This window comes from Maribrevibacterium harenarium (genome assembly GCF_006385675.1).
GTDB lineage: Bacteria > Pseudomonadota > Gammaproteobacteria > Pseudomonadales > Marinomonadaceae > Marinomonas > Marinomonas harenarium.
The window spans coordinates 54,656-70,180 of sequence record NZ_VFRR01000002.1; the positions used below are offsets into that span (position 1 = coordinate 54,656).

Sequence of the window (15,525 nt, forward strand, 5' to 3'; positions counted from 1 at the left end):
TTGATTGATAGCTTCACTGCTACCGAGCTGAATAATCGAGAGATGACTATGAGAATACAGGAATGGAAGCGTACCCTCACCTACAACGCCATGTTTATTGTTTGCGGTGCTGTCGCTGGTATGTTGGGCCCCGCGCTGGTGTATCTTGCCGATATTGCTCAGGCGTCGGTTAGTCAAATTTCGATTTTGTTTACCGCTCGCGGTGTGGGTAATATTTTAGGTGCGTTATTGGCATCGCGCATGTATGACCGTTTTGCTGGCCATCATTACCTAATCGCGATGCTAGCCATTGTTATTGTCGGTTTGCTGGCGATTCCGATGGCCACGAGCTTGATGATGCTGATCGTGATCTTTTTCTTTTTGGGAGCCAGTGAAGTTTCCATTAATACCGGCGCCAACTTGATGATGTTATGGCTACATCGAGAAAAGGCAGGTTCCTATGTTACCTTTTTGCATCTTTGCTATAGCGCTGGCGCCATGTTGGTTCCGTTTGTGTTTGTCTTTTCTACTTGGTTAAGCGGTGATTTTGGTGCCGGTTTCTGGTTAATCGCCTTGTATAGCTTATTGTTTCCGATACTTTTGCTGCGCCAAGTGAGCCCGACTTTTGAGTCCTCTGGCACTACCGGAGCGATAGCGGCCGATAAACAAAAGTCACGCTTCCATGCTTATCTCTGGGTAGTATTTTTATATGTGGGTTTTGAAATTACCATCGCGGGATGGCTCTCTACCTATGCGGTGCTAGAAGGTTGGCAGCAAGATAAAGCGGCAATTTTGATTTCATGGTTCTTCTTGGCTTTATCTTTTGGTCGTTTATTCGCAGTACCGATTCAAACTTGGATTCCTGCCAAGGCGCTGATTTATAGCCTGATGGGGTTGTGTATCCTTGGTTCAGTTATGTTGATCTCGCTGTCCCAGTCCTATTTAGCATTTATTGCCTTAGTACTTGGTTTAGGCTGCTCGGCCCTGTTCCCGTTAATGTTCGCCTACGCCAACAGTATTATCACCTTAACTGGACGTCGTACTGGTATCGTATTTGTGTGTTGTGGTTCGGGGGCCTTGGTTGCCCCTTCCCTAACTGGACCGATTATCGAAAGTTTGGGCGTTGCCGCATTCCCAGCGTTGCTGCTTGGGCTAGCATTATTGCTAGTATGGCGTTGGTGGCGTTTGCTGGTGATCGCCGGACGCTAACACCAGCAGCTCTTGCTTTACGCGTATTTATGTAGTGTAGCAAGGGTAAACGCAGCTAAGTCGCTATAGACATCAAAATAGAAATCGATCTGTTTATATTGGGTTTGGCGACCTTTGCCAGTCAACACTAGCACCGGATGGCAGCTACGGGCTTTACCTGCTTCTAAATCACGCAGTGAATCCCCTACCATAATGGCGGGATGTTGCTCGAAGTTTAAGCCAGTTTTGGTTTCAATTGCTTCAATCATTCCGGGAAGTGGTTTACGGCACTGGCAGTTCTCTTCTGGCGTGTGGGGGCAGTATTCAATACCTTCTATTTGACCGCCCTCGTCGGTGACCAGCTGCACCATCTTATCGTGCATTGCCTGTAGTACGGCTTCACTGTAGTAACCACGGCCAACACCAGATTGGTTTGTCACCACAAATACTCGGAAACCCGCTTTAGAAAGGGCTGCAATAGCTTTTATGCTGCCAGGGATAGGAATCCACTCTTCCACCGATTTTACGTAGGCGTCAGAATCTTGGTTAATAACACCATCTCTATCTAGCAGGATGATGGGTTTGATACTCGCCATAGGGGCTCCTATTTACTGGGGTGGAATTAATTAAGTGGGCTTAGTTTAAGGGAATCCCCCTACAGAGCAAATAGCACCATGATTTCGATAGTGTAATGTTAAAAGAGAAAGAGTATTTCACGTGAAACAATTTGTGGTTAAGTAAGGGACAAGGGATGAGGTACAATACTAAAAAATTGATTTGGATTGCTGGGTAACTATGGCTGACTCTTCTCGTTCCTATACCACCACATTGCTAACAGGATTAAGTAGGCTCCCACTAGGGGTTGTACGCTGGTTGGGACGTCAAGTTGGTGGTAATGCGGCTCGTTTAGATCGACGCACTAAGGAAGCGATCTTAGTGAATTTATCCATCTGCTTTCCTTATTACACCGAGCAGCAGAAGCGGGCTATATTGCGCAAAAGGCTTGAGTTGATTGGTCAAACCGCGGCAGAAATGAGTCATTTTTGGACTAAAGACAGTGCTACGTTATTGAGCCGTTGTGTTGATGGTCCTGGGGCTGCTGAGTTTAAACAAGCCCTGCTGGCAGAAGAACATGGGGTTCTGGCAATCGCGCCGCATATGGGGAATTGGGAAAGCTTAAATAACTATATCTGCTCAGTGCGCCCAATGACAGTCATGTACCGTCCGCAAAAGAACGAAGCCTTGGATGCTTTCATCCTTAAAGCCCGAGAGCGTTCCGGTGCAGAATTGGCACCAACGAATCGTCGTGGTGTGATGCAGCTCATGAAGACCCTTAACACTGGCGGCGTGGTCGGAATTTTGCCAGATCAAGTCCCCCAAAAAGGTAGCGGTGAATACGCCCCCTTCTTTGGTCGACCGGCCTACACCATGACTTTAGCCAGTCAATTAGCCAATAAAACCAAAGCAAAAGCCTTTATTGTGGCCGGTATCCAGACACCGACAGGTTTTGAAATGGTGGCGTATCCCGTCGACGCAGACTTCTACAGTGATGATATTAAAACATCACTGACGGCACTGAACCGTGGCATTGAACAGCTTGTACTTACCCATCCAGAACAGTATCAATGGGAATACAAGCGCTTCAAAACTCCGCCTGAAGGGCTTAAGAACCCCTACAACGAGTATCGGGGAAAGGAATAATCCCCTAGTTTAGTGCTCTGCAATGTCTGCAAAACGAGTCTGGCGGCACGCTCTCGCCAAGTCCTGTGGGGTTAAGCTGATATCTAGCCCCCGTTTGCCGCCACTGACATATACCTTATCAAAGGCTTCGGCACTGGCATCTACAACGGTAGTGAGTGCTTTCTTTTGCCCTATTGGGCTGATCCCTCCCACCAGATAGCCACTACTACGCTCAGCCTCTTGTGGCGTTGCCATGCGTAGCTTTTTTACGGCTAATGCTTGAGCTGCACGCTTCAAATTCAGTTTGCCGGTAACGGGAACGATCGCCACGTACAGCAGTTTCTCATCGCTCACCAGCAAGGTTTTAAATACTTGCTCCGGCGGCAGATTTAGCTTCTGAGCCGCTTCTTCACCAAAATTTTGGCAGTTTGGGTCGTGATCGTACTCGTGAATACCGTGGGCAATACCTAGTTTTTTAAGCTGTAAAATGGCTGGAGTCATCGGTTTTCCTAAGTGTTAACGTTGCCAAAACATGGGCGTAAAGAGTACCAGCAAAGTAAATACTTCCAAACGTCCTAAGAGCATAGCGAAGCAAAGCATCCATTTAGATGGATCGTTAATACTGGCAAAATTGGCAGCCACTTCCCCAAGGCCTGGACCTAGGTTATTCAGAGTTGCAGCGACCGCTGACCAAGCGGTGACCTGATCAATCCCCGTTGCCATCAAGCCAATCATCAGCATCACATACACCAACAGATAAGCAGAGAAGAATCCCCACACAGCGGAAACCACCCGTTCCTCAATTGCCTTGCCACCGACTTTAACCGGAATAACCGCATTGGGATGCACTAGACGTTGAATTTCCCGGAAGCCCTGCTTCAGGATCAAGAGAATACGAATGACCTTCATACCCCCACCGGTAGAGCTGGCACAGCCACCGGCAAAGGAGGTGACGATTAACAAGAAAGGGAGGAAGTGCGGCCAAACTGAGAAGTCCGATGTGCCGAAACCTGCGGTGGTGGCAATAGAAACACTCTCGAAAATGGCATAGCGAATCGAGGTGGCCCAGTCATAGGTGGAGGTAATCGCCAGTACGATGGACGCCATGGTAATGGTGCTGAACAGCAGAAAGAAGAAGAACTGAGCTTCCGAATCTTTAAAGTAGTGCCAGACACTCTTGTGGCGCCAAGCATAAAAATGCAGGCCAAAGTTTAATGCCGAAATCAGCATAAACAGCGTACAAATCGCTTCAATTAACACACTATCGAAATAGCCGATACTGGCATCGTGGGTCGAGAAACCACCAATGGCGACGGTCGAAAAACTGTGACACAGGGCATCAAAGAAGGTCATGCCAGCCGCCCAATAACCCAAGGTACAGACGGCAGTCAAGGTGGCATAAATGTACCAAAGAGCCTTGGCGGTCTCGGCGATTCTTGGGGTAAGTTTAGAGTCTTTCACTGGCCCAGGAGTTTCGGCACGGTATAACTGCATACCCCCAACCCCTAGCATTGGCATGATAGCCACGGCCAATACGATGATACCCATACCACCTAACCACTGTAGCCATTGGCGATAAAACAGGATCGACTCAGGAAGGGAATCTATATGAGTTAAAATCGTCGCCCCAGTAGTGGTTAATGCTGATACTGACTCAAATAGAGAGTCAGTGAAGGTTAACTCCGGATCCGTTGTTAGCACGAATGGTACGGAACCAAATAGCCCCAGCACCGACCAAAACAATACGGTGATTAAGAAGCCATCACGTATCTTCAGATCGCCACGAAAGTTCCGAAACGGAAACCACACCACCGCACCACCAACCAAGTTGATCACAAAGGCGTAAAGAAATGCCTGCAGTGCTCCATCGCTGTAAATCAATGACACTAAGATGGGGGGAATCAGCGTCAAGCTAAAGACCATAATCATTAGCCCAATGACGCGGAAGATGACCTGAATATGCATAGTCGATGGAGTCTCGGATAAAGGCGATTAAAAGAAGGTTAAGCCAACCTGGAACAATTGCTCCACGGCAGGAATTTGTTTTTTATTCGAGACGAAGATAATCACGTGATCCTCCGCCTGAATGACTAAGTCACCGGTAGCGACAATCACATCTTCACCACGCACGATGGCTCCGATAGTCGCCCCTTCCGGTAGATTGATGTTAGCGATACTGCGGCCAACTACCTTGGATGAGCGATAATCTCCGTGGGCAACCGCCTCTAATGCTTCTGCGGCTCCCTTACGCATAGAGTGAACGTTCACCACATCCCCCCGACGAATGTAGCTGAGCAAAGAGCTGATGGTGGTTTGTTGGGGTGAGATTGCGATATCAATCATGCCCTCTTGTACGATGTCCACGTAGGCAGGGTTATTAATGATGGTCATAACCGTACGTACACCAAGTACTTTAGCCAGCATGGAAGACATGATGTTGGCTTCATCATTATTGGTTAAAGCACAGAACACATCGGTAGACTCAATGTTCTCTTCTAACAGTAATTCCTGTTTAGAAGAGTCACCGTTGAGAATAATGGTGTTGTTGAGGGTCTCCGAGAGATAACGACAACGCTCTGGATCCCGCTCGATGATTTTGACTCGGTATTCTTTTTCTAGGGCCTGGGCGAGACGCTCACCGATATTGCCACCACCGGCGATAATGATACGGCGATAGGGTGTATCCAAGGGGCGCAGCTCCCCCATCACATCCAATACATCTCTTTGGGCGGTCAGGAAAAACACTTCATCATTGGCGCGGATTAAGGTATCACCGTCAGGCTTGATGGATTTACCGTTACGGTAGATAGCCGCAATTCGGGTTTGAATCGACGGCATATGTTCCGTCAAATAGCTAATTGGCTGATCAATAAGGGGCCCGCCAGTTTCCGCTTTTACTACCACTAATTGCACTCGCCCTTCAGCGAACTCCATCACCTGCAAAGCTCCAGGGTAACGAATCAACCGAGTGATGTGTTTAGTTACTTCCTTTTCTGGACTGATGCGTACATCGATCGGCAGCGCGGTATCGGCAAACAACTGGGGATAGCGTGAGTAAGCACTGGAACGCACGCGACCAATTTTAGTGGGGGTTTTGAAAAGCGTATGGGCAACCTGACAGGCTACCATGTTGATCTCATCTTGGTTGCTCACCGCAATGAGCATATCCGCATCATTACCACCAGCCTGATCGAGAATATCCGGGTGAGAGCCGTTACCGATTACGGTTTGTATGTCGAGACGATCTTGCAACTCTCGTAGCCTTACACTGTTGGTATCGATAACGGTGATGTCGTTATCTTCATTGGCAAGGTTCTCCGCCAAAGTGGCGCCAACCTGCCCAGCCCCAATAATAATGATTTTCATGGATATGCCTCTGCACCTACCTTGGCGGGTGCCCGATCAAAAAAGGAATGCCCTGCGCTTTGAAGGACTAAAGCAGCAGGGACTAGTTGGACACATTTTAAACCCATATATTTCAAGTTTTAATGTGTTGAGGCAGATTTACCTAAAAATAATTAGGTAGGCGTATAACTGAGCTTAGGCGCGCTTTTGTAGTAGGCAATAGTAAAAGCCGTCATGGCCATGTATGGTTGGAAACAACTGGGTTCCATAAGGACGTTCTGTGAGATTACCCGCCAAGGCTAATGTTGCATTGAGATGATTCAGAGGGCGCATTTCGGCATCTTGATGGCACTCGAGAAACCCCGCGATTTGTTGCTCATTTTCTTCCTGCATTAGAGAGCAGGTACCATAAAGCAAATACCCCCCCGGTTTAACGGTCTGCCAAATTTTCGCCAACAACTGCTTTTGAATCGCGACAAGTTCCTCGATATCAGCAGGCTTACGATTGATCTTAATATCTGGATTGCGACGAATGACACCGGTGGCCGAGCAAGGCGCATCCAATATCACCTTGTCGAACGGTTGGCCATCCCACCAAGTTTCCAATGCACCCGCATCGGCACAATGCAATTCAGCACTCAAGCCGAGTCGATCCAAATTTTCTTCAATACGAGCTAAACGCCAAGCTTCCAGCTCGACCGCTGTCAATACACACTCAGGTGCCAACTCAAGCAAATGCCCTGTTTTGCCTCCGGGCGCGGCGCAAGCATCCAGCACCTTCTCGCCTGGGGCTGGCTGCAGAATTTCAGCGGCAAGTTGTGCCGATTCATCCTGAACACTAGAAGCACCCGCAGCAAATTCTGGTAACAAATGAACCGCTATAGGGGTATCTAGGTATAAACCTGACTCTGATATGGATGTTTCATGTGAAACAATGCCCTTTTCTAGGAGCTGATGCTGATATGTTTCACGTGAAACTTGTGCTGAATTAACCCGGATACACATTGGCGGATGGGCATTGGTTGCTTCAATAATACTATCCAAATGTTCTGGCCAGTACTTCTGGAAACGTTTTACCAACCACTTGGGCATGTTGTAAGTCATGGATGGCTGGCTAACTAGGTTGGCCAGAATGTCTTCCTTTTCCCGTAGGTAACGTCTTAGCACCGCGTTGGTCAGTTTAGTCGCCCACTCTTTGTCCAGCTCTCGACAGAGCTCCACCGCTTCATGTAGAACCGCATGGTCTGGGGTAGACATGTGATCTAACTGGTACAGCCCCATTAATAGGTTGGCATAAAGGTCTGTATCTTTCTCTTCAAAAGGCTTTTGTAACAAGCTGAGGGCGATGGTATTCAGTTGCGGGTAAAAACGGCAAACACCAAAACAAAGCTCTTTAATTAGTCCTTGCCCTTCATCAAGGTGCTTAACCTGTTTGCTCAGTTGGGTAGACAAAGAGCCATTTTGCTGTAGAACTTGAGTCAGAACTTTGATCGCGATGAAACGGGATGTGCTCATACACTTTCCCCAAGCATTACACCTAAACCAAGGGTCTGCTGATATTTACCATTCAGGGCATCGCGCACATAAATGCGCTTACCGCCGGGAAATTGGACTTCAGTAATCAATAGTGTACCGTCACCGGTAGCAATACCTACCCCTTCTTTTGAAACCAGTACCACCTGGCCTGCTGGGGCGCTTTGGTCATTATCATTGACTAAGCTAGCGGCGTGAATCTTCATCACACCGGCGCCTGTTTGCGTGTAGGCACTTGGCCAAGGGCAAAGACCGCGAATCTGGCGTTCAATTTGGGCGGCGGGTTGAGTCCAGTCGATGTTGCCCTCTTCCTTGGTCAGCTTGTGGGCGTAATTTGCGAGGTTATTATCTTGGGCTTCAGCAGTATGGGTACCTGCTTGAATTTGATCTAAGGCGGCAATCAAGGCTGCGCCGCCCAGAGGTGCTAAACGATCATGCAGGCTAGCGGACGTATCAGATGGCTTAATGTCACAAGTGTGCTTAAGAATCATGTCACCGGTATCCAGTCCAACATCCATTTGCATGATGGTGATGCCAGTTTGCACATCACCAGCCAGCAAGGCGCGATGTATCGGTGCAGCACCACGCCAACGGGGTAGCAATGAAGCATGTACGTTGATACAGCCAAGGCGGGGAGTTTCTAGTACCGCTTTTGGCAAAATCAGACCATAGGCAGCCACAATCATAATATCGGCGTTAAAGCTGGCAAGCTCTGCCCGATCGGCCTCTTCTTTAAAATTCAGCGGCTGTTTCACCGTGAGACCATGATCTAGAGCCAGCTGCTTGACTGGGCTAGGTACTAGCTTTTGACCACGGCCAGCTGGGCGGTCTGGCTGAGTGTAAACGGCAACGATTTCGTAGCGCTTTTCTTGGCGTTGATCTAACAAAGCTTGCAAGCTGGCAGCAGCAAATTCTGGTGTACCGGCAAAAATGATTTTCAATGGAGCAGACATAAACAATCCTATAACGAAAAATCAGGCCGTGGCCTGATTTTGATATCAATTAGAAGCGCGAGATAGAGATCAAATAATGGAAGGTACTATCACGCTGCAACCGTTAGCCTTCACGTTTTTTCTGGGCTTTCTGTAACTTGGATTTGATACGGTTACGCTTAAGGGGAGAAAGGTAATCCACCATAAGTTTGCCATCCAAGTGATCGATTTCATGTTGCACACAAACCGCCATCAACTCATCTACATCCAAACTGAATGGTTTGCCGTGGCGGTCTAACGCCTTAACGCGAACTTTGGCTGCCCGATAGATATGCTCGTAAAAGCCAGGGACGGATAAACAGCCTTCTTGGTATTCATTTGGCTCTTCATCCAATACTTCGAACTCGGGGTTAATAAAGACTAAGGGTTCCGAGCGATCTTCAGAGAAGTCCATCACCACCACTCGATAATGATAGTCTACTTGAGTTGCGGCAAGCCCAAGCCCTTTCTCTTCGTACATGGTGTCGAACATGTCGTCGATTTGGGTTTGTAATGCGTCCGTAAATTCGGTTACCGGCTCTGCAACTTTGCGTAGCCGCGGATCAGGAAATTCTAAAACAGGTAGTACAGCCATATCTTTATCCAGTTATTCATTCTGATGCGCCTACTCGTGTTAGGCGCTAGGTTTATGTCGTTATTGTACCGTAGAAATCGGTAAAGCTCTTTAGCTGCTGGCGAAGTTTTACCCAATGTGATTGAATATTAGCAACTTTACTGGGGAGTCACTTCCCGTATACGTGACAAACTTTGCACATGGATGAGCATATGACCATCGAAAACCTCTTTGCTGGCATCGATCTGAAAACTTGGGTTGGCCTCTCTTGCTTGAATGGCGTTGGGGCTGGTCGCCTCAACAAGCTGGCCACCTATCTACTTCACCTTGACTCCGCTAACTCCCCTGCTCAGGAAATTTCTGCGGAGCTACTCAAGCAGCTTGGATGGCCTAAAGACAGCATCGGGCAAGCGTTATACGGTTTAAATGGACGTTGGGGCGATAACATACAACGGCAAATCGACGATACGTTTGCTTGGTTAGCACACAGTCGTCAGCACCAAATATTGTTACCGTCTAGCCCTGCTTACCCGCCTATACTAAAGGCCATTCCTGTTGCACCGGTAACCTTATATGTCAGAGGCTCCGTAATGGCGTTATCGCCCCCTGCTATTGGCATCGTTGGCGCGCGGCGCGCTTCCCCTTACGGTCGCGATGTGGCGCAATCTTGGGCGCAGCAGTTAGCCGAGGCTGGTATTTGTCCAATAAGTGGCGGTGCTATGGGGATTGATACCTGTGTACATCAGGGCGCACTCAATGCCAGACAAGCGACCATTGCGGTGATGGGAACGGGGCTACAGGCGTTGTATCCGCGTCAGAATCACCACCTCTTTGAACAAATTGTCGACACCGGTGGCGCATTGGTAAGTGAATATCCACTAAAGACTCAAGCGAGACCACAGCTATTCCCTCCTCGTAATCGAATTATTAGCGGACTCAGCTATGGGATACTGGTAGTGGAAGCCTCAGCCCAGAGTGGTTCGTTAATCAGCGCCCGCTACGGGTTGGAGCACAATCGTGAAGTAATGGCGATTCCAGGGCGGATTTATGACACCAACGCTGGCGGCACTAACCTACTTATCCGGCAAGGTGCGGCGTTAGTGACTTCTGTTGAGGAGGTGCTGAATGAATTACCCAGAGAATGCCGCGATCTGATGCAAAACCTCCATCAAAATCAGAGCCCAGCCAAGCCCCAGCAAACGGAATTATTGTTTGCCAGTAACGAACAACATGCACCTCATCGGGAGCGTTCAGATCAGGCCGTTCACTGGGATTTTTCTGGCTACAGTAAGTCGGAGAGACAAGTATTACAATGTCTAACTGACGCTGCCCAAGGAATGGATTTTGATGAGCTGGTACGGGCCACCCAGTGTCACGTCCCCTCCTTGATGCAACAATTGATGTCCCTAGAGCTGACTGGGGTGATTACCAACCAGCAGGGAATGTATCGGCTACAAAAGCATTAGTGGTTAATAAGCGCTAGTGTTAAAACTGGCTAAAAATATCCCGCTTCAACTGCTTGATATCCCGACGCTCTTTTTTGTTAGGTTTGTGGTCGGCCATAATACGACCACCAAAGGATTTGTTTTCTAAGGCGCGGCGTTCACGTTTCTCGATGGACTCTTGGGTTTCTTCGTATAGCTGCTGTGCAATCGGTGCGCCACGACGCTCTTCGCTGAGGCCCTTAACGGCAACGGTGACTTCATCCCAACCTTTACGGATGGTTATTAGCGCCCCTAGCTCCACATTGCGCGCCGCTTTACCCTTGGCGCCGTTGTACATGACTTTGCCGCCATCAATAGCTTCCTTACATAAAGTACGGGTTTTAAAGAAACGTGCCGCCCAAAGCCATTTATCGAGTCTTACTGCTTGTGATTCAGTCTGTTTTTCTGCTTTACTCATAGGTAGATGACAACAAAGATGAAAGATAAAAAATTGAGGCTGTTATGACGGATCTTGGTCGTTCCCCTACCTTTTTGCAACTGCAGAAAATTGTTTGTGATGCCGCAGAGGCGATCATGGCAATTTATCAGCAAGCAGACCTAGGTATTGAACAAAAATCCGATAACAGCCCAGTTACGGCTGCGGACGTAGCAGCTCACGGTATTATCCGCGATGGTTTGATGGCGCTGACGCCGGACATCCCAATTCTGTCTGAAGAAGCGGTGGTGCCCTATGAACAACGTATCCAATGGCAGCGTCTATGGGTGGTTGACCCGCTAGATGGCACCAAGGAATTTATCAAACGAAACGGCGAGTTTAGCATTAACATTGCTCTAGTGGATAATGGCAGACCGATCGTTGGCGTGGTTTATTTGCCTACCACTGCGGAAGGTTATATCGGTGTTACTGAAAACTGGCAGGGTTTACCCCTTGGCGCTTACAAATGGCATGGGGAGCGTATTGATCAAATTAGTGTCAGAGAGCCACGGGCACCTCTTGTGGCCATGACTAGCCGCAGCCATGGACCTTCCCTCCCAGAATCCCTACGGCAGACGCTAACGGACGAATTTGACGCCGTACGCGAGCTACCCAAAGGTAGTTCGATCAAAGGCTGCCGTATCGCCGAGGGCATTGCTGACTTGCATCTGCGTCGTGGTCCCACCAGTGAATGGGATACGGCAGCACAACAAGCCGTGATTGAAGCCGCGGGTGGTGCTCTACTTACTCCGACCGGTGAACCCTTCCGCTACAATCAGCGCAAAACCCTATTGAACGGCCATTTCTTTGTGGCAGGCCCAACGATCGCGCCTTACGTTATGGCTTGGTATGAGCAAAGTGAAGAATCCTAAAGCGCCATGGTTGTTGCCAATAAGAAGGCCCTAACTGTTACCAGTTAGGGCCTTCTTTTATGGAGTATATCCAGTTTGTTAATGTCGTCAGTTCATCACGAGATTTGGCAACCAAGTCACCAGATCTGGATTAAACATCACAATGATCAGAACCATCAGTTTGATCAATACAAACGGAGTAACCGAACGGTAAATGTCCAACATGGTGATGCCCGGTGGCGCAATGCCTTTTAGGTAGAACAGGGCAAATCCGTATGGGGGTGTTTGTACGGCGATCTCGATGTTCAAAATCATCAACACACCAAACCAGATTGGATCAAAGCCGAGGGATACCGCAATCGGCGTAAAGATAGGTGCACACATCAACACGATGATAAACTCATCAATGATAAAGCCCAGCAACAACATGATGATCTGGAACATGATGATGACCATCATCGGTGGCAAACCAAGGTCTTGGGTGAAGCTGGCTACCATGTTCTGAACCCCCATCAAAAGATGGAAGTTACTGAATACGGTGGCACCGAAGATGATCCACATGGCGACACTAACCAGCATGGCTGCCTGCATACCGGCATTCTTCACCATGCGCACTTTGAAGCGCTTAAAGAAAATCGCCAGTAAAATCGCACCCACTACACCAATCGCACCGGATTCGGTCGGCGTAGCAATACCCATGATGATACTGCCAAGTACCGCAACGATAAGCAGTAGTGCTAAGCCACCGTCACGGGCGGTTAACAGCTTCTCTTTCACCGTAGGTTCCACTTCCGGTGGCGGATCTAGGGGCGCTTTTTTCGGGTTCAGTTTGCAAGTGATCACCACATAAGCAATCAAACAAACAATAGAAATCGCCGCTGGCACCAGTGCCCCGATAAACATCCGGCCGACGGAGTTTTGCGTGGCCGAGGCAAACATGATCATCGGAATACTTGGTGGGATCAGGATGCCCAAACCACCGCCAGCCATAATGACACCTAGGGCCAAGCGCTTGTCGTAGCCACGCTCTAGCATCGGGCGTAGTGCAATCGAGCCCGAGGTCATAATACCGGCACCGATAATGCCCACCATGGCGCCAATCATGGAACAGACCACGATGACGCTAATGGCCAACGAACCGCGTACCTTACCGATAATGAGCTGGCTAGCATTAAACATAGCGTCGCCAATACCGGAGCGGGTAAGCAACTGGCCCATGTAGATATACAAAGGAATAGCCAACAAGATAAAACTAAAATGGGTGTCTTCTAACGTAGTTGGGATAACGTTAAAGAGACCATCCCCCCACGTCATGTAGCCCACTCCCATGGCGATACCGCCAAGGGCTAAGCCCACCGGTGCACCAAGAGCGAAAGTAATTAAAATACAAGCCAGCAGAATGCCGGTTAATAACTCGATACCAATCATTCCACGGTTTCCTCTTCGTATTCACTACGGTCAATAATGTGTTTGCCGGTAACCAAATGCACCGCTTCTTCTAACACATCACTGGAAAGTTGTAGGATGAGCAACACACTGGCAACGGCCATCATGATCCAGTAGTGATGCATGTGAGGCGCCCATTCACTTTGGCGACGGTAATTGAACTCGATAGCTTCCTCGAATTTGCCGATGCTCATTTGCAGCACAATGGCCATGAAGAAGATCGCCAAAATAAACGAAAGGATATTAAAGACGCTTCGAACTCGCGGCGGAACTTTGTTATACAAAATATCCACGTTAATGTGGGCGCGGCGTTGCTGCGCGTAGGCACCGCCTAGTGCGGCGATATAGCCAAACATAAACAAGGATAAATCATAAGCCCAGATGGTTGGCTTATTTAAAAAGTAGCGAGAAAACACTTCGAAGGCTACGACAAACGCCAACGCAGGCATGACCAGAGACACAGATTTACCGATCAATGCCACAAGCGCGTGGACAGCTAAGCAATAGCGTCGGATCGCAGACTGTAACATGGGAAAATACCTCAAGGGGAAAACGTAAAAAGGCGAACGCATTGCGTTCGCCTTCAGGGAGAGTAACGATTATTTCTCAGCGCGTAGAATTTCGATCAATTCTTTGCTGTATGGGTCAGCCGCAGCGTATTCATCCCATAGACCTGCACCAGCTGCCGCCCATGCTTCTTTATCAGCTGCGCTTGGCTCTGGAGACCATTGCAGACCTTTCGCTTCCATTTCAGCAACCGCTTCAGATTCCCACTTACGAGATTTCACTAGCTGTTCTTGAGCGTGAACAGTAGTCGCAGCTTTCACGATGGCTTTTAGATCAGGCGTTAGCTTGTTCCAAGCTTTGTTGTTGACGATGATTGGCAATACTTGCGCGCCTGCTAGAGGTAGACGGTACATGTATTTCGCTACTTCAACGTGGTTACCATCGCGGTGGTCGATCATGTTTGAACCGATAGAACCGTCGATTACACCAGTAGAAAGAGAGGTGTAGATTTCAGACCAAGCTAGAGAAACAGGAGAAGCACCTAGGTTACGTAGGAACTTACCGTATGCACCTGGCGCACGGATTTTCAAGCCTTTGAAGTCTTCAACGGAGTTGATTGGCTTCTTAGTGATGATGTAAACCGGTGGTTGAATGTATGGGTCAAGCCATACTAGACCTTGAGAACCGTAAGCTTTCGTTAGCACTTCGTCCCAGCCACGCTCATGGAATAGGGTTAGAAGATCACCCGCGTCATCAGTACCGCCTGGTAGACCGATTTCAACCACACCTGCAGGCAGCTCACCAGCGTGCATAGATTGGAAAGGTGCACCCATAGTGACTAGACCAGTCTTAACTGCACCCAAAATACCAGAAGTACCGACACCTTCACCAGAGTACAGTACTTGTACTTTGATACGGCCGTCAGACATGGTTTCGATATTTTTCGCTAGGTCTTCGTAAACTTCACCGAACGCGGTGCCACGACCGTATAGGTTAGCAAAGCGCCAGTTATGATCGGCTGCGTGAGCAGTGGAAGCGACTGCGCCAACACCCAAAGCCACTGCCAGAGAACTCGCTAATAATCGTTTTTTTACTTTTTGTAGAGTTTTTAACATGCGTTACCTCTCGTGAACATAATTTACATAAACTGGCCACGACCAGTTACGGTGTGAAACCATTAATTCGATACTTTCAAAAACCTAGGGTGTGTTAAACCGTGCAAAATCTATGTAAAGTTTTGCTACCGTCAAACAAAGTTCTTAGTGCTAAATTACCTTAGAAATCAGTCAAATAGATTTTCCATTACGCACCGATTTTGTTCATAAAGCACCTTTTACTGAGCTGTTCGAAGTGTCGCTTTGCTGCTCATGAAACGCTTTTATCTTTAATTAAATCAATATATTAACTGATGTTTGTCAGCCCCATTGGTGGTTCGCAGTAATTATTTTGAATAAGTATTCATAATTAATTAACTCACTTGCACTGTTTTGGTGCTAACCTTTGGGGTCTTAATTAGCGCTTGCGTTACGTC

Annotated in this window: 15 protein-coding genes; 4 read left to right on the forward strand and 11 right to left on the reverse strand. The window is 48.3% G+C overall.

Annotated features, from left to right (window positions below):
• The first annotated feature begins 48 nt into the window (after positions 1-48).
• On the forward strand, positions 49-1,188 hold the full coding sequence (locus tag FJM67_RS01480) for an MFS transporter (protein ID WP_235889955.1): 1,140 nt from the start codon (positions 49-51) through the stop codon (positions 1,186-1,188).
• Positions 1,189-1,205: 17 nt separating this feature from the next.
• Here the strand turns inward: FJM67_RS01480 and gmhB are convergent, their stop codons facing one another.
• Positions 1,206-1,763: a D-glycero-beta-D-manno-heptose 1,7-bisphosphate 7-phosphatase gene (gene gmhB, locus FJM67_RS01485; protein ID WP_140586911.1), complete on the reverse strand. Its 558-nt coding sequence runs from the start codon at positions 1,761-1,763 to the stop codon at positions 1,206-1,208.
• A gap of 199 nt (positions 1,764-1,962) precedes the next feature.
• On the opposite strand from gmhB, the gene FJM67_RS01490 reads away from it, so the two are divergent.
• The gene (locus tag FJM67_RS01490) at positions 1,963-2,868 is read left to right on the forward strand and encodes a lysophospholipid acyltransferase family protein (RefSeq protein ID WP_140586912.1); all 906 of its coding nucleotides are present in this window, start codon (positions 1,963-1,965) and stop codon (positions 2,866-2,868) included.
• Between the two features lie 9 nt (positions 2,869-2,877).
• Here FJM67_RS01490 and ybaK read toward each other — a convergent pair whose 3' ends face one another.
• The 6 genes from ybaK to def all read right to left on the reverse strand — a co-directional run bounded on the left by ybaK (position 2,878) and on the right by def (position 9,291).
• The gene (gene ybaK, locus FJM67_RS01495; RefSeq protein ID WP_140586913.1) at positions 2,878-3,348 is read right to left on the reverse strand and encodes a Cys-tRNA(Pro) deacylase; all 471 of its coding nucleotides are present in this window, start codon (positions 3,346-3,348) and stop codon (positions 2,878-2,880) included.
• Positions 3,349-3,363: 15 nt separating this feature from the next.
• Positions 3,364-4,812 carry a TrkH family potassium uptake protein gene (locus FJM67_RS01500; protein ID WP_140586914.1) on the reverse strand — a complete coding sequence of 483 codons (1,449 nt, stop codon included), beginning with the start codon at positions 4,810-4,812 and terminating at the stop codon, positions 3,364-3,366.
• Between the two features lie 27 nt (positions 4,813-4,839).
• Entirely contained in the window at positions 4,840-6,213 is a 1,374-nt protein-coding gene (trkA, locus tag FJM67_RS01505; RefSeq protein ID WP_140586915.1) for a Trk system potassium transporter TrkA, read from the reverse strand.
• A 174-nt stretch (positions 6,214-6,387) separates the two neighbouring features.
• The gene (rsmB, locus tag FJM67_RS01510; protein ID WP_140586916.1) at positions 6,388-7,707 is read right to left on the reverse strand and encodes a 16S rRNA (cytosine(967)-C(5))-methyltransferase RsmB; all 1,320 of its coding nucleotides are present in this window, start codon (positions 7,705-7,707) and stop codon (positions 6,388-6,390) included.
• Entirely contained in the window at positions 7,704-8,678 is a 975-nt protein-coding gene (fmt, locus tag FJM67_RS01515; RefSeq protein WP_140586917.1) for a methionyl-tRNA formyltransferase, read from the reverse strand. Before fmt ends, rsmB begins: the two co-directional genes overlap by 4 nt.
• A 103-nt stretch (positions 8,679-8,781) precedes the next feature.
• Positions 8,782-9,291 (reverse strand): peptide deformylase, encoded by a 510-nt coding sequence (gene def / locus FJM67_RS01520; protein WP_140586918.1) that lies wholly within the window; start codon positions 9,289-9,291, stop codon positions 8,782-8,784.
• A 191-nt stretch (positions 9,292-9,482) separates the two neighbouring features.
• Between def and dprA the strand changes: the two genes are divergently transcribed.
• Positions 9,483-10,736, forward strand: coding sequence for a DNA-processing protein DprA (gene dprA / locus FJM67_RS01525; RefSeq protein ID WP_181161398.1), 1,254 nt, complete (start codon positions 9,483-9,485; stop codon positions 10,734-10,736).
• Positions 10,737-10,755: 19 nt separating this feature from the next.
• Here the strand turns inward: dprA and FJM67_RS01530 are convergent, their stop codons facing one another.
• Positions 10,756-11,172 carry an RNA-binding S4 domain-containing protein gene (locus FJM67_RS01530; protein WP_140586920.1) on the reverse strand — a complete coding sequence of 139 codons (417 nt, stop codon included), beginning with the start codon at positions 11,170-11,172 and terminating at the stop codon, positions 10,756-10,758.
• A 44-nt stretch (positions 11,173-11,216) separates the two neighbouring features.
• Between FJM67_RS01530 and cysQ the strand changes: the two genes are divergently transcribed.
• A complete protein-coding gene (gene cysQ / locus FJM67_RS01535; RefSeq protein ID WP_140586921.1) occupies positions 11,217-12,062 on the forward strand; it encodes a 3'(2'),5'-bisphosphate nucleotidase CysQ in 846 nt (281 codons plus the stop codon).
• Positions 12,063-12,149: 87 nt separating this feature from the next.
• Here the strand turns inward: cysQ and FJM67_RS01540 are convergent, their stop codons facing one another.
• From FJM67_RS01540 to FJM67_RS01550, 3 genes are all read right to left on the reverse strand, one after another.
• Positions 12,150-13,469: a TRAP transporter large permease gene (locus tag FJM67_RS01540; protein ID WP_219845859.1), complete on the reverse strand. Its 1,320-nt coding sequence runs from the start codon at positions 13,467-13,469 to the stop codon at positions 12,150-12,152.
• Entirely contained in the window at positions 13,466-14,017 is a 552-nt protein-coding gene (locus FJM67_RS01545; protein ID WP_140586922.1) for a TRAP transporter small permease subunit, read from the reverse strand. Before FJM67_RS01545 ends, FJM67_RS01540 begins: the two co-directional genes overlap by 4 nt.
• A 69-nt stretch (positions 14,018-14,086) precedes the next feature.
• The gene (locus FJM67_RS01550; protein ID WP_140586923.1) at positions 14,087-15,109 is read right to left on the reverse strand and encodes a TRAP transporter substrate-binding protein; all 1,023 of its coding nucleotides are present in this window, start codon (positions 15,107-15,109) and stop codon (positions 14,087-14,089) included.
• Positions 15,110-15,525 lie beyond the last annotated feature (416 nt).

Bases quoted from the DNA above. Each gene is read 5' to 3' on its own strand.
- FJM67_RS01480 (WP_235889955.1), top strand. From the start codon at position 49: ATGAGAATACAGGAATGGAAGCGTACCCTCACCTACAACGCCATGTTT.
- gmhB (WP_140586911.1), bottom strand. From the start codon at position 1,763: ATGGCGAGTATCAAACCCATCATCCTGCTAGATAGAGATGGTGTTATT.
- FJM67_RS01490 (WP_140586912.1), top strand. From the start codon at position 1,963: ATGGCTGACTCTTCTCGTTCCTATACCACCACATTGCTAACAGGATTA.
- ybaK (WP_140586913.1), bottom strand. From the start codon at position 3,348: ATGACTCCAGCCATTTTACAGCTTAAAAAACTAGGTATTGCCCACGGT.
- FJM67_RS01500 (WP_140586914.1), bottom strand. From the start codon at position 4,812: ATGCATATTCAGGTCATCTTCCGCGTCATTGGGCTAATGATTATGGTC.
- trkA (WP_140586915.1), bottom strand. From the start codon at position 6,213: ATGAAAATCATTATTATTGGGGCTGGGCAGGTTGGCGCCACTTTGGCG.
- rsmB (WP_140586916.1), bottom strand. From the start codon at position 7,707: ATGAGCACATCCCGTTTCATCGCGATCAAAGTTCTGACTCAAGTTCTA.
- fmt (WP_140586917.1), bottom strand. From the start codon at position 8,678: ATGTCTGCTCCATTGAAAATCATTTTTGCCGGTACACCAGAATTTGCT.
- def (WP_140586918.1), bottom strand. From the start codon at position 9,291: ATGGCTGTACTACCTGTTTTAGAATTTCCTGATCCGCGGCTACGCAAA.
- dprA (WP_181161398.1), top strand. From the start codon at position 9,483: ATGACCATCGAAAACCTCTTTGCTGGCATCGATCTGAAAACTTGGGTT.
- FJM67_RS01530 (WP_140586920.1), bottom strand. From the start codon at position 11,172: ATGAGTAAAGCAGAAAAACAGACTGAATCACAAGCAGTAAGACTCGAT.
- cysQ (WP_140586921.1), top strand. From the start codon at position 11,217: ATGACGGATCTTGGTCGTTCCCCTACCTTTTTGCAACTGCAGAAAATT.
- FJM67_RS01540 (WP_219845859.1), bottom strand. From the start codon at position 13,469: ATGATTGGTATCGAGTTATTAACCGGCATTCTGCTGGCTTGTATTTTA.
- FJM67_RS01545 (WP_140586922.1), bottom strand. From the start codon at position 14,017: ATGTTACAGTCTGCGATCCGACGCTATTGCTTAGCTGTCCACGCGCTT.
- FJM67_RS01550 (WP_140586923.1), bottom strand. From the start codon at position 15,109: ATGTTAAAAACTCTACAAAAAGTAAAAAAACGATTATTAGCGAGTTCT.